The organism is uncultured Comamonas sp. (genome assembly GCF_964277875.1).
Classification (GTDB): Bacteria; Pseudomonadota; Gammaproteobacteria; order Burkholderiales; family Burkholderiaceae_C; genus Comamonas; species Comamonas sediminis.
This window is the reverse complement of sequence record NZ_CAXYJV010000009.1, coordinates 75,795-95,776: the sequence shown is the minus strand read 5'-3', so window position 1 is coordinate 95,776 and position 19,982 is coordinate 75,795. Positions and strand designations below refer to the sequence as shown.

The 19,982-nt window shown below is 65.7% G+C and carries 17 protein-coding genes; 14 read left to right on the top strand and 3 right to left on the bottom strand.

All coding sequences use genetic code 11. The annotated features are described in order from the left end of the window. Positions 1 to 29 precede the first annotated feature (29 nt). Entirely contained in the window at positions 30 to 281 is a 252-nt protein-coding gene (locus ACHWUQ_RS04370) for a hypothetical protein (RefSeq protein WP_394680447.1), read from the bottom strand. A gap of 199 nt (positions 282 to 480) precedes the next feature. On the opposite strand from ACHWUQ_RS04370, the gene moaE reads away from it, so the two are divergent. The 7 genes from moaE (at position 481) to ACHWUQ_RS04335 (ending at position 9,136) form a co-directional block, all read left to right on the top strand. Continuing rightward, positions 481 to 951, top strand: a complete 471-nt coding sequence (gene moaE, locus ACHWUQ_RS04365) for a molybdopterin synthase catalytic subunit MoaE (protein WP_394680446.1) — start codon at positions 481 to 483, stop codon at positions 949 to 951. A gap of 233 nt (positions 952 to 1,184) precedes the next feature. Beyond that, positions 1,185 to 3,791, top strand: coding sequence for an ATP-dependent chaperone ClpB (clpB, locus tag ACHWUQ_RS04360; protein ID WP_239809152.1), 2,607 nt, complete (start codon positions 1,185 to 1,187; stop codon positions 3,789 to 3,791). A 150-nt stretch (positions 3,792 to 3,941) separates the two neighbouring features. Continuing rightward, entirely contained in the window at positions 3,942 to 4,283 is a 342-nt protein-coding gene (locus ACHWUQ_RS04355; RefSeq protein WP_239809151.1) for a hypothetical protein, read from the top strand. A gap of 45 nt (positions 4,284 to 4,328) precedes the next feature. Next, complete coding sequence (locus tag ACHWUQ_RS04350) at positions 4,329 to 5,804, top strand: aldehyde dehydrogenase family protein (protein ID WP_394680445.1); 1,476 nt, start codon at positions 4,329 to 4,331, stop codon at positions 5,802 to 5,804. A 387-nt stretch (positions 5,805 to 6,191) separates the two neighbouring features. Then, complete coding sequence (locus tag ACHWUQ_RS04345; protein ID WP_021025922.1) at positions 6,192 to 6,722, top strand: GNAT family N-acetyltransferase; 531 nt, start codon at positions 6,192 to 6,194, stop codon at positions 6,720 to 6,722. Between the two features lie 141 nt (positions 6,723 to 6,863). Next, positions 6,864 to 8,084, top strand: a complete 1,221-nt coding sequence (locus ACHWUQ_RS04340) for a methyltransferase (protein ID WP_394680444.1) — start codon at positions 6,864 to 6,866, stop codon at positions 8,082 to 8,084. 56 nt (positions 8,085 to 8,140) lie between these two features. After that, positions 8,141 to 9,136: a tRNA dihydrouridine synthase gene (locus ACHWUQ_RS04335; protein ID WP_394680443.1), complete on the top strand. Its 996-nt coding sequence runs from the start codon at positions 8,141 to 8,143 to the stop codon at positions 9,134 to 9,136. Here ACHWUQ_RS04335 and ACHWUQ_RS04330 read toward each other — a convergent pair. Further along, positions 9,133 to 10,965, bottom strand: a complete 1,833-nt coding sequence (locus ACHWUQ_RS04330) for a phosphatidylserine/phosphatidylglycerophosphate/cardiolipin synthase family protein (protein ID WP_239809147.1) — start codon at positions 10,963 to 10,965, stop codon at positions 9,133 to 9,135. The genes ACHWUQ_RS04335 and ACHWUQ_RS04330 overlap by 4 nt on opposite strands. A gap of 250 nt (positions 10,966 to 11,215) precedes the next feature. Between ACHWUQ_RS04330 and ACHWUQ_RS04325 the strand changes: the two genes are divergently transcribed. After that, entirely contained in the window at positions 11,216 to 11,467 is a 252-nt protein-coding gene (locus ACHWUQ_RS04325; protein ID WP_394680442.1) for a hypothetical protein, read from the top strand. Between the two features lie 129 nt (positions 11,468 to 11,596). Here ACHWUQ_RS04325 and ribD read toward each other — a convergent pair whose 3' ends face one another. After that, a complete protein-coding gene (ribD, locus tag ACHWUQ_RS04320) occupies positions 11,597 to 12,721 on the bottom strand; it encodes a bifunctional diaminohydroxyphosphoribosylaminopyrimidine deaminase/5-amino-6-(5-phosphoribosylamino)uracil reductase RibD (RefSeq protein ID WP_394680441.1) in 1,125 nt (374 codons plus the stop codon). A gap of 181 nt (positions 12,722 to 12,902) precedes the next feature. Here ribD and ACHWUQ_RS04315 point away from each other — a divergent pair, with 181 nt between their 5' ends. Genes ACHWUQ_RS04315 through ACHWUQ_RS04290 form a run of 6 tightly spaced genes read left to right on the top strand, consistent with a single transcriptional unit; the run spans position 12,903 to position 19,956 of the window. After that, positions 12,903 to 13,481, top strand: coding sequence for a GspH/FimT family pseudopilin (locus tag ACHWUQ_RS04315; RefSeq protein ID WP_394680440.1), 579 nt, complete (start codon positions 12,903 to 12,905; stop codon positions 13,479 to 13,481). Between the two features lie 20 nt (positions 13,482 to 13,501). Further along, complete coding sequence (pilV, locus tag ACHWUQ_RS04310; protein ID WP_394680439.1) at positions 13,502 to 14,188, top strand: type IV pilus modification protein PilV; 687 nt, start codon at positions 13,502 to 13,504, stop codon at positions 14,186 to 14,188. Between the two features lies 1 nt (position 14,189). After that, positions 14,190 to 15,089: a PilW family protein gene (locus ACHWUQ_RS04305; RefSeq protein ID WP_394680438.1), complete on the top strand. Its 900-nt coding sequence runs from the start codon at positions 14,190 to 14,192 to the stop codon at positions 15,087 to 15,089. Continuing rightward, positions 15,086 to 15,877 carry a pilus assembly protein PilX gene (locus tag ACHWUQ_RS04300; RefSeq protein WP_312835364.1) on the top strand — a complete coding sequence of 264 codons (792 nt, stop codon included), beginning with the start codon at positions 15,086 to 15,088 and terminating at the stop codon, positions 15,875 to 15,877. The genes ACHWUQ_RS04305 and ACHWUQ_RS04300 overlap by 4 nt, the downstream gene beginning before the upstream one ends. Before the next feature lie 9 nt (positions 15,878 to 15,886). Further along, entirely contained in the window at positions 15,887 to 19,516 is a 3,630-nt protein-coding gene (locus ACHWUQ_RS04295; protein ID WP_394680437.1) for a pilus assembly protein, read from the top strand. 11 nt (positions 19,517 to 19,527) lie between these two features. Then, positions 19,528 to 19,956 (top strand): type IV pilin protein, encoded by a 429-nt coding sequence (locus tag ACHWUQ_RS04290; RefSeq protein WP_394680436.1) that lies wholly within the window; start codon positions 19,528 to 19,530, stop codon positions 19,954 to 19,956. Positions 19,957 to 19,982 lie beyond the last annotated feature (26 nt).

Genomic DNA, 19,982 nt, shown 5'->3' with positions numbered 1-19,982 from the left:
TGGTGGGTGGTGGGCGCGCCGGCGCGTTCTCAGGGCGTGAAACGCTTTTCAAAGCGGACCACGTCCTCCAGCAGTTCGAAGGTCACGACCTGGCCCATCTTCTGATCGCTCTCTCGGCAGGCGGCATAGACGCTGGTCTTGCCGACCAGGTCCATCGCGGGAATGTCGATGATCGCGTAAGGGTAGGGCACGAACACATGGTGCTCGAACACGATGCGGTGCTGGTTGCGCGGATTGGGGTAGAGCAGGAAGCCGTGGGCCTGCAGGGTCTGACTGGGCATGGAAACCATCCAAATAAAAAACGGGCCTTGCACCATGGCGGGCCGGGAGCGGACTAGGGAATCCGTCCAAGCCTTGCCGGGTGCAAAAGCATTAGTGTGCCGCAATCGCAAAGCGGCCGTCGCCTGCGCTGGTTTGTGCAAGGCGCCGGATGGCCGTGCTAGGCTTGGGTCCTGTTGCCTTTTTTGCCGAGACGCTGCCATGCTGCACACCCATATCGCCGTACAGTCCGCTGACTTTGATGTGAGCGAGGAGCTGCGGCTGCTGCGCGCCGCCGATGGCCGCATCGGCGCCGTTTGCAGCTTTGTCGGCACCGTGCGCGACCGCAATGCAGGCAGCCAGGTGGCGGCGATGGAGCTGGAGCACTACCCCGGCATGACGGAAAAATCGATTGCCCGGATGGTCGAGGCCGCCAGCCAGCGCTTTGACATCTTTGGCGCCCGCATCATCCACCGCGTGGGGCTGCTGGCGCCAGGTGACCAGATTGTGCTGGTTGCCGTCTCCTCCGCGCACCGGGGCGAGAGCTTCCAGGCCTGCGAGTTCTTGATGGACTACCTCAAGACCGAGGCGCCGTTCTGGAAGAAGGAAGACACGCCCGAGGGCGCACGCTGGGTTGATGCCCGCGTCAGCGATGAGGCCGCGATGGCGCGCTGGGGGTGGCCCCAGCGCTGACAGCGACCGGCCTGTTTGCGCCGGTCTTGACCGGGCGCAAGCAATTGGGGGCACATTGCTGCTGCAATGGATGCGGGGAGCAGGGCCGCCATGGGTACCGTTGCTGCCGTAGGAGCAGGCGTACAGCATCTGGCGATGTGCGCTGGCACGACCTATATGTGCGGCGAGGTTCTTGAAAATTCGAGGTCCAGCGCAAAATATTCCCCAGTAACAATTGTTGAGTGGGAACATTCATGCGAATCGACAAACTGACAACCAAATTTCAAGAAGCGCTGGCCGACGCCCAATCGTTGGCCCTGGGCAATGACAATGCCTATATCGAACCGGTCCATGTGCTGGCGGCCATGCTGCGCCAGCCCGATGGCCCCAAATCGCTGCTGGCGCGCGCAGGCGCCAATGCCACGGCGATGAGCACAGCGGCAGAAAACGCGATCAAGCGCCTGCCGCAGGTGCAAGGCCAGGACCAGGTCACCGTGGGTCCCGATCTGCAGCGCGTGCTGCAGGCCACCGAGAAGGAGGCCATCAAGCGCGGCGACCAGTTCTATGCCAGCGAGCTGTTTTTGCTCGCGCTCACCGATGACAAGGGGGAGGCGGGCCGCATCGTCAAGGAAGGCGGCCTGAGCCGCAAGGCGCTGGAAGCGGCGATCGACGCCGTGCGCGGCGGCCAGGCCATGGACAGCGCCGATGGCGAGAGCCAGCGCGAAGCCCTGAAGAAATACACCTTGGACCTGACCGAGCGCGCCAAGCTGGGCAAGCTTGACCCGGTCATTGGCCGCGATGACGAGATCCGCCGCACCATCCAGGTGCTGCAGCGCCGCAGCAAGAACAATCCGGTGCTGATCGGTGAGCCTGGCGTGGGCAAGACGGCCATCGTCGAAGGCCTGGCCCAGCGCATTGTGGCCGGTGAAGTGCCGGACACCTTGCGCGACAAGAAGGTGCTGGTGCTGGACATGGCCGGCCTGCTGGCCGGTGCCAAGTACCGGGGCGATTTCGAAGAGCGCCTCAAATCCGTGCTCAAGGAAGTCGCGCAGGAAGAGGGCCGGGTGATTCTCTTCATCGACGAGATCCACACGATGGTGGGCGCCGGCAAGGCCGATGGCGCGATGGATGCGGGCAATATGCTCAAGCCTGCGCTGTCGCGTGGCGAGCTGCACTGCATTGGCGCCACCACCCTGGACGAGTACCGCAAATACATCGAGAAGGATGCGGCGCTGGAGCGGCGCTTCCAGAAGGTGCTGGTCAACGAGCCCTCGGTGGAAGACACCATTGCGATCCTGCGCGGCCTGCAGGAAAAGTACGAGGCCCACCATGGTGTGGACATCACCGACCCGGCCATCGTGGCGGCGGCCGAGCTGTCTGCACGCTATATCACCGACCGCTTCCTGCCCGACAAGGCGATCGACCTGATCGACGAGGCTGCGGCCAAGATCAAGATCGAGATCGACTCCAAGCCCGAGGTCATGGACAAGCTCGAGCGCCGCATGATCCAGCTCAAGATCGAGCGTGAGGCGATGAAGAAGGAAAAGGACGAGGCCTCGCAAAAGCGCCTGTCGCTGATCGAAGAGGACCTGTCCAAGATCGAGCGCGAATACGCCGACATGGAAGAGATCTGGAAAGCCGAGAAGGCCGACGCGATGGGCTCGGAGCAGCTGCGCAAGGAGCTCGACCAGGTGCGCTTCCAGATCCAGGAAGCCACCCGCAGTGGTGACTTCAACAAGGTCGCCGAGTTGCAATACGGCAAGCTGCCTGCGCTGGAAAAGCAGCTGGCTGAAGTACAGGCCGATGAGAAGAGCGAAGGGGCCAAGGACAAGGGCCACAAGCTGCTGCGCACGCAGGTGGGTGCCGAAGAGATTGCCGAAGTGGTCAGCCGCGCCACGGGGATTCCTGTGTCGAAGATGATGCAGGGCGAGCGTGACAAGCTGCTGCGCATGGAAGACAAGCTCCATGAGCGCGTGGTGGGCCAGGATGAGGCGATCTCCGCCGTCTCCAACGCGATCCGCCGTTCGCGCTCGGGCCTGTCCGATCCGAACCGCCCCACCGGCTCCTTCCTGTTCCTGGGCCCTACCGGCGTGGGCAAGACCGAGCTGTGCAAGGCGCTGGCGGGCTTCCTGTTTGACAGCGAAGACCACCTGATCCGCATCGACATGAGCGAGTTCATGGAAAAGCACTCGGTCTCGCGCCTCATCGGTGCGCCTCCGGGGTATGTCGGCTATGACGAAGGCGGTTACCTGACCGAGGCCGTGCGCCGCAAGCCTTACAGCGTGATCTTGCTCGACGAGGTGGAAAAGGCCCATCCGGACGTGTTCAATATCCTGCTGCAGGTGCTGGACGACGGCCGCCTGACCGATGGCCAGGGCCGCACGGTGGACTTCAAGAACACCGTCATCGTGATGACCAGCAATATCGGCTCGCAACTGATCCAGGCGATGGTCGGCGAATCGTATGAGGATGTAAAAGATGCGGTCTGGGGGGAACTGAAAAACCATTTCCGTCCCGAATTCCTCAACCGCATCGATGAGACCGTGGTGTTCCATGGGCTCGACGCCCAGCACATCGAGTCGATTGCACGCATCCAGCTGAAGCAACTCGAAAATCGCCTGGCGAAGATGGACCTGCATCTGCAGGTCTCCGATGCGGCGATGGCGGAACTGGCCAAGGTGGGCTTCGATCCGGTGTTTGGTGCCCGGCCGCTCAAGCGGGCGATCCAGCAGCGCATCGAGAATCCGTTGTCCCGGCTGCTGCTCGAGGGGGTTTACCCGCCCAAGAGCAATATCCCGGTGACCGTGGATCCGGTGCAGGCACCTGGCGAGTTCCATTTTGGCAAGGCGCAAGTGCAGTAATGTGCTGAGTGAGGGGCCATGCATAACCATGCATGGCCCAGCATCTTTACGCTGCGATATGCTTGTTGACAGTGCGGCGGGCTTGAAAAAGCCCGGCATCGGCATAACATAGATAGCATGCGCTGTCATACGGCGATGAAAGGAAGTGCGTTGAACGAGTTGTTGGCAACTGTGGTGAGCTGGACTTTGCGAATTGCGATGGTGCTGGCGGGTCTGGTGTTTTTTGCCAGTCTGATGGTGGTGGCCGCGATCGCCGCCATGCTGTGGGCCGTGCGCCTGCTGTGGGCCAAGGTCACCGGCAAGCCTGTGGTGCCGTTCGCGTTCAAGATGAACCCCGCCTCGGGCTGGACCACGGTCTACCGCAGCACAGCGCGCTGGTCGGCCAACAAGGGCGCGCGCGCCGCTGAGCCCGCTGCCAGCCCTGCGGGCATGCGCGCTTCCGTGATCGATGTCACGGATGTGGAGCCCCGCGAAATCCGTTCACAGCACTGACTGACCTGATGCAGGCGTTGGCCTGCTGGTGTGCAAAGCCCGGTTGTGCCTGATGCAGACCGGGTTTTTTTATGGGGCCAAGCTATGGATGTGAGCGAGTTGCACAGCCGCTTTGAGGCCATGCGTGCGGCCAGCCGCGCGCAGGCCGATACGCCGCTGCTGCTGCGGCGCGAGCGCTTGCTGCGCCTGCAAAAGCTGTTGCAGGACAACGAAGCGAGGCTGTGCGCCAGTGTGCAGGCCGATTTTGGCCAGCGCTCGGCCCGGGTGACCACGTTGACGGAGCTGCTGCCGCTGCACAGCCAGTTGCGCCAGGCGCTGGGTTCCCTGCGGCGCTGGGCAGCGCCCCGGCCCGAGGCCACGCCCTGGCATTTCTGGCCTGCGCGCGCCTGGGTGCAGGCCATGCCGCTGGGGGTTGTGGGGGTGATTGCCCCTTGGAACTACCCGTTGCTGCTGTCGTTGGGCCCGCTGGTGAGCGCGCTGGCCGCCGGCAACCGCGTGATCCTCAAGCCCAGCGAGTACACCCCGGAGGCCATGCACCTGCTCGCCGAGTTGGTGCCCAGCTATTTTGCCGATGACGAGGTGGCCTTGCTCGCGGGGGACGCCGGGGCCTCCGCCGAGCTGGCTGCGTTGCCGCTGGACCACCTGCTGTTTACCGGCTCGGCCGCTACCGGCCGCAAGGTGGCGCTGGCCGCCGCCAACCAGCTGGTGCCCACGACCTTGGAGTTGGGCGGCAAATCGCCCTGCCTGCTGGAGCAAAGCTGCGATATCCAGGATGCGGCGCGCAAGATTGCCCATGCCAAGCTGCTCAATGCCGGCCAGACCTGCATTGCGCCAGATTATGTGTTGCTGCCGCGCGGCAGCGCTGCCGCCTTTGTCGAGGCCTATGCCCAGGCGGTGCAGCACATGTACCCGCAGCAGCAGGGCAATCCCGATTACACCTCGGTCATCCATGCCGCCCATGCGAGCCGCTTGTTGGGCATGCTGGCCCAAGCCGAGCAGGCGGGTGCCCAGGTGATCCGGCTCGAAAGTGGCGGAGCAGAGGTCTCCCAAAGCCGCATCGGCGATGGCATCAGCCGCCAGCTGGTGCCGTCACTGGTGCTGGGCGTCAGCGCGCAGATGCAGCTGATGCAGGAGGAGATCTTTGGGCCGGTGCTGCCGGTGCTGCAGTACGACGACCGCGAGGAAGCAGTGGCCGCGATCAACCAGGGCGAGATACCGCTGGCGCTGTACTGGTTTGGCCAGGACCGCCGCCAGGGCCGGGATGTGGCCCAGCGCGTGCGCGCCGCTGGCATGTGCATGAACGACTGCCTGCTGCAGTTTGCCCATGGCGGGCTGCCGTTTGGCGGATGGGGCAGGAGCGGTTGGGGTGCACTGCATGGCTACCATGGATTCATGCGCTTTTCGCATGCCAAACCTGTCTTGCGTCAAGGCGGCCGGTCGGCCGCTGCCTGGCTGTACCCGCCTTATGGCAGGCGCTTTGATCTGCTGGTGCGTTGGCTGAGCCGCAGCTTTATGCGCTAAGCCTTTGATGGATATGGGGTGTTGAGGTTCGGGTAAACGCCTAGCGCAAATGCAGCCATTTGCAAACCCCTGCACAAATTGACCTACAAGCGGGTTGTGGGGCTACCCAAATGATGTCAGGAGTGAGACAATGGCGGGCTTTCGCGCACCATATCTCTGCAGCGCGCTGTTCACGCGCTGACTCTTCCATATGCCCTTAAAAAAGCCCTCAGCAGTGCCTTGTTGCCTGCTGATGCTGCGTGAGCCATGGTGTGTTGCAGGTGGGAGGATGTTGAGCCTCAGGGTGCTCCATCCCCACTTGACACCCGGCCGGGCGTGATGGTCGCAGTGTACGACGAGATATGCGTGCTTTTTGGTTAATTCATTGATTTTTGTTTTCGGTTATCCATGTCTGAAACTATCCAGGTTCGTCCCGCAACTCTCCGTGATGCCAAAGCCATTGCCCAAATCCATGCCGCCGCTTCGGTGGAGAGCTATCGCGGCGTTTTGCCCGATGACCAGCTGAAGTCCATCTCTTCCGTCGAAAAGCGCCAGGCTTACTGGCGCGAAGCCATCGAATACTGCGAGCCGCAGGTGCAAGTGGCCGTTGAAAACGACAAGATCGTCGGTTTCATCGGTTTTGACCGTTCGCGCGATGCCAAGACCCGTCCCACCACCGGTGAGATCTGGGCGATCTATGCAGCCCCCACCCACTGGGACCAGGGTGTGGGCGTGGCGCTGTGGGATGCGGCGCGTGATGGCCTGTCCGAAGAGGGCTGCACCTCGGTGACCGCCTGGGTGCCGCTGCGCAACGAGCGCGCGCTGCGTTTCCATGAGTCTGCCGGTTTCAAACGCGAGATGTCGACCGCCAAGACGGCGACCGTCGGTGCCATCAAGATCGAAGAAGTGCGCATGCAGCGCTCGTTGATGAACCGCTGATCCTTGCTGGCCAGGCATGCACCGGCGCTGCGTTGGCAGGGCGGTGATGCCTCGCTCTCAAGAGGCCGTCCTGGACGGCCTCTTTGTTTTTTTCCCCCTTGGCAGCCGGCACCGCGCTGGTCTGCCCCAGAAAGCATTTGTATGACCACTGCCCAGCCAGAGAGTTTTCCCACCATCCACTGGGAGGAAGGCGGCGAGTCCCGCAGCGCGCGCTGGCGCAGCGAGCGGGGCGCTGCCGCTGCTACCCGCGTGGTGCTGGCCGATGACACCCTGCCCGCCGATGTGGCCTACCGCATGGCCTGCGAAGGCACGGGGCTGTTGTGGCGCGGTGACTTTCAAAATGCGCGCATGCTGCTGCAGTCGCTGACGCGCCGGCTGGACAAGACCGGAGAGCGCAAGGCCAAGAAAAAGCCTGCCGCCCCTGCCGTGGCTGGCATGCTCACGCCGCAGCTGGCATTGCCCTTCCACCAGCAGCGCCAGTTGCAGGCGCAGCGCGCCCGCGTGCTGTCGATGGTGCTGATCGAGCTGGATCCGCAGTACACCATCCACCTGCGCAGAGCGCCACAGGTGCAGGCCGCCTGCGCTGATGCCTGGGGCGCGCCTGAGGGCGATGTGGCCCAGGTGGTGTCCTTGCGCGAACTGCAGGCGCTGGTGGGCGCCCATGAATGGCGCAAGAAGGGGGTGGACATCCCTGCGCTGGCGAAGCTGGCGCCCAAGGCCTATGACCGCATCCATCCGCACTATGGTGTGTTTTCGCCGGTGCGGGGGGAGTATGTGGACCTGATTGCCCAGGCGCCGCTGCCGACCGCACTGGCCAAGCAGTCGCTGGCCTATGACATCGGCACCGGGACGGGCGTGATCGCTGCCGTGCTGGCGCGCCGTGGCATCCAGAAAGTGCTGGCCACCGATACCGATCCGCGTGCACTGGCCTGCGCCAAGGAGAACCTGGAACGCCTGGGGGTGGACACGCGTGTGGAGCTGGCGCAGACCGATCTGTTCCCCGAAGGCAAGGCGGCTCTCGTGGTCTGCAACCCGCCTTGGGTGCCCGCCAAGCCCAGCGCGCCGGTCGAGCGTGCGGTCTATGACGAAGGCAGCCGCATGCTGCGTGGCTTTCTGACAGGCGTGTCGGCACACCTGGTGCCGGGGGGCGAGGCCTGGCTGATCCTGTCCGATTTTGCCGAGCACCTGGGCCTGCGCAGCCGCGAGGAGCTGCTCACCTGGATCTCCCAAGCCGGCTTGCAAGTCGTTGGCAAGAACCACATTCGCCCCCGCCACCCCAAGGCCCAGGATGCCGCCAACCCGCTGCACCAGGCCCGTGCGGCCGAGATGACCACGCTGTGGCGCCTGCAGGTGGCCTGGTGATCTGCCGGATGATGCCAGTGGCCCCATCCTTGGGCGCTTGCTGAACGGGGCCAGCCATGCGCTTGTTGCTTGCGCCCATGGAGGGCCTGCTCGATTTCGTGCTGCGCGACGTGCTCACCAGCATTGGCGGTGCCGACCGCTGCGTCTCGGAGTTCATCCGCATTACCGGCAGCTTGCTGCCTGACAAGGTCTACCTGCGCACGATGCCGGAGTTGCACAACGGCAGCCGTACTGCTGCGGGCACACCGGTGCGCGCCCAGCTGCTGGGCAGTGATGCCGCCAGCATGGCGGCCAATGCCGTGCAGCTGGCGGCGCTGTCGCCCGAGGGCATTGACCTGAATTTTGGCTGTCCGGCCAAGGTGGTCAACCGCCATGGTGGCGGTGCCGCGTTGCTGCAAGACCCGGCCGCCATCCATGCGGTGGTCAGCGCCGTGCGCGGGGCCGTGCCTGCGGCCATGCCGGTCTCGGCCAAGATGCGCCTGGGCTTCAACGACCGGGCGCTGATGCTGGACTGCGCCTTGGCGATGCAGGAGGCGGGTGCCTGCGAACTGGTCGTGCATGGCCGCACCAAGCTCGATGGCTACCGCCCGCCTGCCTACTGGGACCAGATTGCGCGGATCCGCGAGGCCGTGCGCATCCCCGTCATCGCCAATGGCGAGATCTGGACCGTGGAGGACGCGTTGCGCTGCCAGGCCGAATCCGGTTGCCAGGACCTGATGCTGGGCCGTGGCATTGTGGCTGACCCGGGCCTGGCCTGGCGCATCCGCAAAGCGGTTGCCGAGCGTGATGGCCAGCCGCTGCCCGCCGGTCTGCGCGATGTGCAGTGGCCGGACCTGCTGCCGGCGTTGCTGCGCTTTTGGCACCTGGTCTGCGAGGACCTGGAGCCGCGCCAGCACGCCGGCCGCTTGAAGCAATGGCTGAATCTGATGCGCCGGGCCTTTCCTGAAGCCGAGGACGCCTACCAGCATGTGCGGGTGATGACGGACCAGGCGGCGATCACCGTCTGGCTGAACGGCTTGCAGCAGCACGCCTCGACGGGCGTGGCTGCTTAGAGCAAGGAATCGGGCGTGAAGGGGCTGATGATCTTGAGCATCAGCCGCAGTGGCAGGCTGGCATCCGGCTCGGTGGTCTGGTCCTTCAGGCGGCTGTTTTGCGGTGCCTGCCACACCAGGTCGCCATCTTTCAGCACCACATGCCAGGCGGCGCTCTCCAGCCCTTTTTCAATCATGTCTGCCGCCTGGGCAGATAGCTTGCGGCTGCGCACCAGCACCGCGATCTCGGTGTTCTGCAACTTCGAGCGCTGGTCCAGGTTCATCGATCCGACGACCAGCAGTTGGCCATCGAGGACCAGCACCTTGCTGTGCAGCATGACGCGGCGCCCTTCGCGGAAGCTGTTCTGCCCGCTGCCCAGGCCAAAGGCGGCGCGCAGGTCACTCTCGTCGCTGACCAGTTCATACAGCTCGACACCATCACGCAGCAGGTTTTCGCGGTGGCGGGCATAGCCGATGTGCGCAATCGGCGCGTCGTTGGAGGACAGCGAGTTGGTCAGAATGCGCACCCGCACGCCGCGCTGCACCGCATCCTTGAAGGCCTGGCGCATCGTTTCACCGGGCACGAAATACGGCGAGACGATCAGCAAATCCTTTTTGGCATAGCCCAGCAGCTGCACCAGGCCATCCACCACCGAGTCTGCGCTGGGGCTGTGGCCGGGGTTGCGGGTTTCGGCCAGCACGCGCAGTTGTGCCAGGCGCTTGTTCTCCAGCACGCCCGGTGCGGCGCTCAGCGGGTTGGTCTGGCCATCGGAATCGACTGACGGTATCTTGCTGGGGGCGTCCGCCATCACCACCGAGTGGGCCCAGACCAGCGGAACACTGCGCAGGTCCATCGGCTGCATATCCCAGGCACGTTCACGCTGCTCTTCGGAGATGGCGCCGCCCGGGCGCGGTTCGCCATCCGGCGGGGAAGGCAGTGCGCCACCGGTCGCCGCGCGCGCTGCCGGCGTAGAAGGGCTGTCGGCTGCATCGTTGTCGCCGCCTTTGCTGGGCCGGGCCAACAAGGTCTTCTGCATGTCCTCCAGCTCCTGCTTGCTGATGAGCGACTGCACCGGGTAGGCGCGCTCATTGTTCCAGTAGGTGTCGAAACTGCTGGACAGGTCCTGTACCGCCTGTCCCACGACGAGGACATCGGTGTCGAGGAAATTGGAGCTTTCGTCGTTGTCGAAATAGGCATCGCCGAGATTGCGCCCGCCCATGATGCCCATCGTGTTGTCGGCAAGGAACAGCTTGTTGTGCATGCGCTGCTGCGCGCGCTGGAAATCGGTGGCCGCATTCCACATGCGGCTGATCGGCGAGTCGCGGTCGCCGGGTAGCGGATTGAACATGCGCATCTCGATATTGGGCTCGAAGGCCAGCCGCATCACCTGGGCGTTGCGCCCGGTGCCGTGGAAGTCATCGAGCAGCACGCGCACGCGCACGCCCCGGCGCGCTGCGTTCACCACCCCTTCGAGCAAACGCGCGGTGCTGGCGTCGGCGTGGATCGCGTAGTACTGGACATCCAGCGTGTACTTGGCGCCTTGCACCAAGGCCAGCCGCGCGCCGTAGGCCGCTTGCGCACCGGCCAGAATCTCAAAACCCGAGGCGCCAGCGCCTGCCTTGCTTTCCGCCTTCTGGCGCTGCTGGCTGATCTGCACCAGCGGGCTGCTGGCCGCCGGGGGCTGGGCTGATGACGCGGGCCGATCCACCTGGGCCGGCAGCTTGCTGGCGCATGCGCTGAGCAGAAAGCTGGTGCACACCCATACCAGCCCGGACCGCAGCTTGCGCCATGATGAACTCGGGACAGAACTTGACGGGGACAGGGTGGAGGTCGGCAGAGCTATCGGCATGGCAGCAGGGTTCAATCAGTGGGCTGGCGCTATTGTGCGTGAGCGGCGGCCATTGCGGGTGCCGCCGCTGTGCTTTGGCGGCGCTGTCGTACAGCGGCAGGCGGCTGGGGCGTCGTGGCGCCGCAACGTGCTGGTACCGGTGCGTTGATCCCCAGCAGGGTTTGTGCCCAGGTGGTTTCTGCAAGCATCTCGCTAGGATTGCAGAAAACATCCGAAATCTTATTTGCAATAGCCAAGAGGAGGGCTGCTGATGCACCGATCACTGCGTTTTTACACCATCGCCCTGGTGCTGGCGGCCATCGCGATGCCACCCTCCCATGCCTGGGCAGCGCGCCCCAAAAAGACCGAGGCAACGCAGGCGCCCAAGAAGCCGGCCAAAGTCAAGGTCAAGCGCCAGCGCAGCAGCAGTGCTGAAACCCCGGCCGAGCGCGACCGCCGCCTGCTGCGCGAATGCCAGGGGCTGCCCAATGCGGGCGCCTGCCTTGGCTACACCACCCGCTGACACCACCCGCTGACACCAGCGGTGGCAGGTCGCTGCCAAGCCTGGTCGCACGCCTGGACGGCCTGGGGTTTGGCAAGCGCCAACCTTCGGTTTGCCGGGCCGAGTCAGCGGCGCTGCAGCAAGCCTGACTCAGAACGCCCCATGGCCCTGTACACGGGCCAGCACGCGCCAGTCGGCGCCCAAGGGCTCGATGGAGCGGATGTCCAAGGCCGGCGCCTGGTCCAGCTGCTGCAGTGCCATACCGGCAAACGCGGGCAGTCCCTGGCCGACCAGCTTGGGCGCCAGGTAGAACAGGCATTCATCGACCAGCCCCGCCTGCAGTAGCGCGCCATTCAGGATGCCACCCGCTTCCACATGCAGTTCGTTGACTTCCCGTTGGCCCAGGTCCTGCATCAAGGCCGCCAGGTCGATGCGGGCGTTGGAATCTGCTGAGGCTTGACCCGGCAGTCGCACGATGGTCGCGCCAGCAGCCTCCAGTGCGGCCTGGCGGGCGCTGTCGTCGCTGCGGGTGTAGATCAGCACCTCGCGTTGCGCCGCAAAGATGCGGGCCTGCGCAGGCGTGCGCAACTGGCTGTCGAGCACCACCAGCCGGGGCTGGCGCGGGGTGTCCACATAGCGCACATCCAGCGCCGGGTCATCGGCCAGCACGGTGCCGACGCCGGTCAGGATCGCGCAAGCCCTGGCCCGCCAATGGTGGCCATCGGCCCGGGCGGCCTCGCCGGTAATCCACTGGCTGCTGCCATCGGGCAACGCGGTGGCACCGTCGAGCGACATCGCCGCCTTGAGCCGCACCCAGGGTTGCCTGCGCACCATGCGGCTGAAAAAGCCAATGTTCAGCTCGCGCGAGGCCTCCCCGCCGTCTTGCGGCGCACACACCACCACCTCGACACCGGCAGCCCGCAAACGGCCAAAGCCATTGCCGGCGACCAGCGGGTTCGGGTCCGTGATGGCACCTACGACCTTGGCGATACCGGCTGCAGCCAGCGCTTCACAGCAAGGGCCCGTGCGGCCATGGTGGGCACAGGGCTCCAACGTGACATAGGCGGTGGCACCCACGGTGCTGTGGCCCCGAGCAGCGGCATCGCGCAAGGCCATGATTTCTGCATGGGGCCCACCGGCACGCTGGGTGTGGCCCTGGCCGATGACCTGGCCATCGGCAGCCACCAGCACGCAACCGACGCGGGGATTGGGGGAGGTAATGAACAGGGCGCTGGCAGCCAGGTCCAGCGCGGTTTGCATCGATTGATCAGTCATGGAGCTTTGTCGCAATAGGGGCCATACCTAGACGCATGGCAGTCAACGGCAGGCCGGCTTGGCGATTATCGGCGCAAGACCGCGCCAGCGCTGCATGGCCTGGTTTTCAACGCGAGCGAATTTAATTTTTTAATGGAAAGAGGGCTTTACGCGGTGGCATGAAATATAAATAATCAAAACTATGAATTCAATAGTTTTCATTAATTTATGGAGATATCGATGTTTGCGCAGGCATCGGGGGCTGACCGCTGTTGAGCTGATGGTCGTCATCAGCCTGTTGGCGATTATCGCGGGGCTGGCCGCGCCCAGTTTCAGCGGCCTGCTGCAGCGCTGGCGCGTGCAGCAGTCTCTGGAGGCCCTGCATTCGGCGATCCATCTTGCACGCTCCGAGGCGGTCAAACGCAGTGGGCGGATCGCGTTGCAGCGCATCGCCGCCAGCGGGCACTGCCAGGCGCGCGCACGAACCAACGATTGGAGCTGTGGCTGGCAGGTCTGTGCGCATGAACTGGGCCAGCAGCAATGTGCGCCGGATGCCCTGGTCCTTCAGCGTTATGAGGTGCCGCCAGGTCTGCAGGTGCAGCGCAGCAGCTTGGGGGAGGGCATCCGCTTTGACCGCTGGGGCATGCCGGTGGCGGGTTTCAGCTTTTCGCTGCTCCCCCAGGGCAAAGGCCTGCAGGATGCCGCGGCCAAAGGGCTGTGCACCAGCCGAGGCGGCCGCGTGCGGGTTGCCGACAGGCCGCCCTGTCCTGTACGGGGCTGAAAGGGCGCCTGCCTATGTTCATGCCATCCCATCCCCAAGCCTCCTTCTCGCGCGGCATCAGCTTGCTGGAGTCGATGGTGGCCATCGTGGTACTGGTCCTCGGGGTGTTGGCGATGCTGGGGATGCAGTTGCGCACGCTTGCAGATACGCAGACCAGCACCCGGCGCGTGCAGGCCCTCCGCTTGATCGAAGACCTGGGTGAACGCATACGTGCCAACCCCCATGCCTGGGACCAGCTGGACCGCTACGTCAGCGACTGGCAGGACGCGGCGGAGGCGCCTCCGGCCTCTGCATGCAGCGCCCGGCCCTGCAGCGCTGCGGAGCTGGCGGACCACGAACTGGCGCAGTGGCGGCTGCAGGTGGCACGCAGCCTGCCGCTGGGGCAGTCCCGGATTTTTCTGGCACCGGGCGAAAACCAGGCCGCCAACCGGCGCCAACTGGGCGTGATGATCCGCTGGGCCGAGAGCTCGCATGCCATGCGGGGCTCGCCCGACCCCGCGCCGTACCGCAACCCGGTCGATAGCACCCGAAGTGTCGGCGAAGGAGCCCGCGCCGACGCGGTAGCGGAACGCGGCGGCGAGGTGGTCTGCCAGGATGACGATGGTGATCTGCGCTACACCTGCCATTTGCAGTACCTGGCCCTGAACGCACGCTGTGCGGTGGAGCGCATGGGCAGCAACGTGCACTACCACTGCGGGGGGACTTGATATGCCGCGCCACATCCGTCCGGCCGGGGCCTTTGCGCTGACTTCCGTGCCGTGCCGCTTAACGGAGAGCAGGCAGCAAGGCTTCAGTCTGGTCGAGCTGATGGTGGGCATGGCGCTGGGCTTGCTGGTGATCGCCGCTGCCAGCATGGCCATGCTGGCTTCCCGCAGCCTGTCGCTGACCGTCAGCGATGCCAGCCACTTGCAGCAGCAGGCCAGCTATGCGTTGCGCATCATCGGGCTGCAACTGCGCCAGGCGGGCGGTTTGTACCTCAACCTGAACCTGCCCGCCGGCGCCGGTGCATCGGTCAGCGCCGCGCTGGCGCCAGCAGCGTTCGAGACCACGGCACCAGCCTCAGGCAGCGCCCGTGGCTATGCCCCTCGAATGGATGCGCTGCGCGGCAGCCATAACAGCCTGGTGACCGGCTACCGGCGCTACAAGGAGCCGGTCTTTGCCCAGCCCGGCCTGGCTGCGCAAGCGCGCAACTGCCTGGGCGGGCCGGTGGATGCCAGTGCCGATCAGCGCCTGGAATCGCACTTCAGGCTGCGCGGCCATGTGCTGCGTTGTGGCGGCAACGATACCGCTGCGTCGCCCCAGCCGCTGGTCGACAACGTAGCGGCCTTTGAGCTGCGCTATTTGCGCATGCAGGCAGCGGGCACGGCGCAGCCGCAGCTCCAGTATGTGAATGCGCAGCAGGCGGGCCGCGACTGGTCGGAGGTGGTGGCGGTGGAAGTGTGCCTGGTGCTCTTTGGCAGCCGGCCCACCTCGTTGCCGGCAGGCAGCGGTTATACCGGTTGCGATGGCGAATGGGTGGCCGTCGCCGATCTGCCGGGGCCGCGCAAACAGCGGATGCACCGCGTCTTTCGCAACCTGTTCCAGTTGCGCAGCCAGGGCAGCCTATGAGACGCCCTCACTACCTTCATCCTGGCAGCCTTGCGCAGCACGCACGGGGTGCCGCGTTGCTGACAGTGCTGGTCTTCAGCATGCTGTCGATGCTGCTGGCCTTATGGGCGGCGCGGACCGCCTGGTATGGCGAACTGGTGGTCGGCAACGATGCCGATTACCAGCGGGCCTTTGAAGCTGCAGAAGCCTTGCTGTTGGACGCCGAACTCGATATTCGCGGAGAGCGGGCCGATGGCCGACCCTGTGCTTATGGCGGCCTGCCTCATGGGGCGGCAGCCAGTGTGTGCCGCAGCGGGGGCACCACCAAGGTACCGATGGAGAACGCCGACCTGCCTGCCTTCTTGGCAACGCTCAGCGCCCAGCCGCAACGCTGCATCGATGCGCTCTGTGCCAAGCGCGTCGGGCGCCAGGATATCTGGAATGCGCCTGCCGCAGGTACGCCGGCCCGGCAAGCCGGCGAGCAGGATTTGTTTGCGCTGATACGCGCTGGCACGGGCGCACGCTATGGCCAGTACACCGGCGCGCAGCTGGGCGATGCAGACCGGCCGGCCCATCCCATTCTGGCTGAGCGGGGTGACGCACAGGCCGGTGGCTGGTACTGGATCGAGGTCATCCCCTATATCGACAGCCAACCCGGTTTGATCAGCAATGCGCCTGCGCAGCAGCTCGAACTGGTGGGCCTGTCTCCGCATGTGGTCTACCGCATCACCGCCGCCGCCTTTGGCCGCAAGCCGGACAGCTTGGTGGTACTGGAGCAAAGCTACGCCCGGCCCCGGCGCAAAGACTGAGAGGCAGCTATGAATGGCAAGCACACCGGCAGGGTTTCACGCCGCAACTCCACCAGCGCTCGGAGCCTGGCACTGGCGTGGGCGGCTCTGGTACCGGCTGCGGCCGCGTCATTGGAGCTGGCCACCGAGCCTGCCGGTGGCGCCAGCGCCGTCGTGGCACCGAATGTCATTGTCTCCGTCGATGACTCGGCAGCGATGCAGCGCCGCATGGGCAGCACCGAGCCCGGTCTGGCCAGCATCACCGCCCCCGGTGGCGAGGGCATCTGGGACGCGCGCGCGCAGCGCATCGCCGTGCTGCGCCATGCGCTCAAGGACGTATTGGGCGATCACCAGCAACTGCCCGATGGCGCGATACGCCTGGCCTGGCAGGCGATGTGGAACCATGGCGCAGCGCCCGGTGGCGGGCCGGCGGGCATGGTGCAAGGCCAGCGCCGCCGGTCTGGCGCCAGCTCGGTCAACAGCCCGCGTCTGGCCAGCAACGGCATGCAGGCGCTGCAAGGCCGGCATCGCCAGCATGCTCTGGCCTTTGCCGGCTCGCTCCGTACCGGCCACAGCAGCGACCTGCACCACCTGTTCGGCCAGGCCGATGCGTACCTGCGCAGGCCGCTGAGCCCGCAAGGCCCCTGGTCCAGCCAACCGGGCGCTGGCACTGCTGCCAGCAGTAGCTACCTGGGCTGCCGCCGCAACTACCACATTGTGCTGGCCGGCAGCCGCTGGGATGGCCCGGCCACCGGCGGCGCGCAAGACGACCACAGCCGCGCAAAAGTCCTGCCCGATGGCCAGGTCTATGGCGGTGGCAGTGCCGCGCAAAGGGCCGCCACCCAGCTTTACAGCGATGCGGTGCCCAGCACCTTGGCGGACTGGGCTTTTCACAGCTGGGCCGACCCTTTGCAGCGCGCAGGCCTGAGCGGCAGCCTGCTGCCTGAAGCCGATTACCGCGATGCGCCGCGCAGCGAGCGTTTTGCCGATGGCCTTGGCCCGCCTGCCGAGCTGGAGCGCTACTGGAACCCCCGCTACAACCCCGCCAGCTGGCCCCATATGCAGACCTATACGGTTGGCATTGGACGGGAGGCCAGCACCTGGCCCGGCGCGCCCCACATCCTGGCGCCTGCGCAGCACATGCCATTGGGCTATGACGGCAGCTTTGCAGCGCTGGCCAAAGGGGAGGCCGTCTGGCCCGATATGCATGCGCAAGGCGAGGGCGTGCGCGCGCTGGACCTGTGGCATGCGGCCCTCAATGGGCGAGGGCGCTTTTATGCAGCAACCGAGGCGCCCGACGTGGCAGCAGCGCTGCGCCGAATCTTCGCAGAGATACAGGCCCAGAACACGGGCGGCGCGCAGCGCGCAGCGGCTGCCAGCACAGGCGCGGTCAGCGCCAGCCAGGCCATTGCGCAGGATGCCCTGTTGGTCACGGCCAGCTACGACCCCGGCCGTGCCTGGGCTGGCGCCATTCAGGCCCAGGCGATGGCCAGCGATGGCCGCTTGCAGCCGGCACCCGGCTGGGGCGGGCAGACAACGGCGGACAAGCTCGATGCGATTGCCTGGCAGCAGCGCCTGGTGCTGACGTGGGGCGATGTGCAGCAGCGCGGCGTGCCTTTTCGCTGGGCTGCGGATGACAGCTACTTGAGTGCGGTGCACAAGCTGGCCCTGCAAGGCCACGCCGATGGCGCGCAGGGCCAGGCCAGCGGCGAGCAGTGGCTGAACTACCTGCGGGGCGAGCGCCGGCATGAGGCCCAGCACGGCGGCCGCCTGCGCAACCGGCATTCGCGCCAAGGCGATATCGTGCATTCGCAGATCTGGTACCTGGGCAGGCCTTCTGCGCGCCATACCGACGCGGGCTATCTCGACTTTGTGCTGCGCCACCAAAGCCGCTTGCCAATGCTCTATGTCGGTGGCAATGACGGCATGCTGCACGGCTTCTCGGCCCGCAGCGGCGAAGAAAAGATCGCCTATGTGCCCCGGGGCGTGATCCCCGGTCTGCGTGCTTTGACCAGCCCAGGCTACGATGGCCAGCACCGCTATTTTGTCGACGGCTCGCCACTGGCTGGGGATGCCAACCTGGGCAGCACCAGCAGTCCGCGCTGGCGCACTTTGCTGGCAGGCACCTTGGGTGCGGGAGGCAAGGGCTACTTTGTGCTCGATGTCACCGAGCCCGAGACCGGGTTTGCCGAGGCGCAAGCCGCCGGTCTGGTGCTGATGGACCGCAGCTGGCATGCGACGGAATCCGCACCGCGCTGCGATGCGGAGACGGGCGCGGCATGGCAGGCTTGCACACAGCTGGCCGAGGCCTTTGCCGATATCGGCCATATCACTGCCAGCCCCTCCCGCGACGACATCGACCCGCAGCGCACGACGCAAATCGCCCCGCTCAACAACGGCCGCTGGGCGCTGGTGCTGGGCAATGGCTACAACAGCACCAACGGCAGGCCGGTGCTGCTGATCCAGTACCTCGACGGCGCGCAAGAGCTGCTGCGTTTGGTGGCGACCGGCGCCACCACGGCGCAGGCCTGCCGGCAGCAGGCCGCGCCGCAGGCAGCGTGCCGCTTTGTGCAAGACAACGGCCTGTCCGCGCCCAGGCTGGTCGATATCAATGGCGATGGCCGGCCCGATGTGGTCTATGCCGGTGACAACCAGGGCAATCTCTGGAAGTTTCTGATCAGCGCCGACAACGATGCTGCATGGGGTGTGGCGCAGTGGGGCGCGCTGTCGGCAACGACCAGCAACCAGGGCACAGCGGGCGTACCGCTCTACCAGGCCCGGGGCGGCACGCGCAGCGCGCCCGGGCAGCGCAGCCGGCCCCAGCCCATCAGCACGGCGCCCCTGGTGCGCAGCAACGACCGCCTGCGCACGCTGCAGCAGGCGGGCGGCCAGCGCCAGGTGCCCGTCGGCGGCTTGATGGTGGCCTTTGGCACCGGCCGCAATGCCAGCCGCCAGGACCCGCAGGATGACAGTGTGCAAAGCCTCTATGCCGTGCTCGATACCAGCCGCTACAAGAGGGTGGGGGCGCACGGTGAGCGGGTCGAGGTCTGCGCCTCGGCCGCCGATGCGCAATGCCAGTCGGCACTGGGCAGCGATGCCGATTTGCCCAGCCCGGTGGCGCAGAGTCAGCTGCTGCAGCGCCGCATCAACCCGAGCGCCGTCAATACCCGCAGCAGCGATGGCCGCCAGTTCTGGGCGATGGACGAAAGCGAAGGCGCCGACGCGCTGGATTGGAACCAGCACCGAGGCTGGTACCTTGATCTGCCCGAAGCAGGCGAGCGCCTGCTGCAGCCTCTGGGTTTTTACAGCGGCAGCAACCTGCTGGCAGTGATCAGCGAGGTGCCCGCGCATGCCCGTGATAGCGACCCTGGCCCGGAGCGTTGCGAGCCGGCGGAAGGCACTGCCGCACGCCAGTATTTCAGCCTGGTTAATGCCATCGATGGCTCGCGGCCGCGCTTGCAGCTGCTGGATGCCGATGGCGATGGGGTGTTTGATGCGCAGTCCGACGGCCGGGCATCGCGCATGTCGCTGGGCGCCGGCCCGCATGCAATGCTGCGCGTGCGCGATGATGAGGGGCAGCAGCGCATCCGCCTCGACGGCGAATCGCTGCGTGATCTGCCCGAAGTGCCGATCCGGCCCACCTGGCGCCAGGCGCGATGAAAAGGGCCGGCATGCAGATTCGGTCCTCGCCGGCCAACGCGGGCTTGACCCTGGTGGAGCTGATGGTTGTCGTGGCCATCATCGGCATCCTGAGCGCGGTGGCCTTGCCCAACTACAGCGAATATGTGCGCCGGGGGCACCGCACCGACGCACGAACGGGTCTATTCCAGGCTGCGCAATGGCTGGAGCGCGCTGCCACTGCCAATGGTGTCTATCCGCTGGAGCTGCCCGCCGCGCTGACCTGGCAGGACCTGCCGGACAAGCGCTACACCATTGGTTTTGCCGAAGGCAACAGCCCTGCGCGCTATACGCTGGTGGCAACTCGTAAACCGGGAGCGCAGCAGCGGGACCGCTGTGGCAACTACACCTTGACGCAGGATGGGCGGCAAGGCAATCTGCAGCTGGCGCAAGGCAGCAGCACGGCGGAATGCTGGCGCTGATGCGCGGATTGCATAGGTCAGAAGAG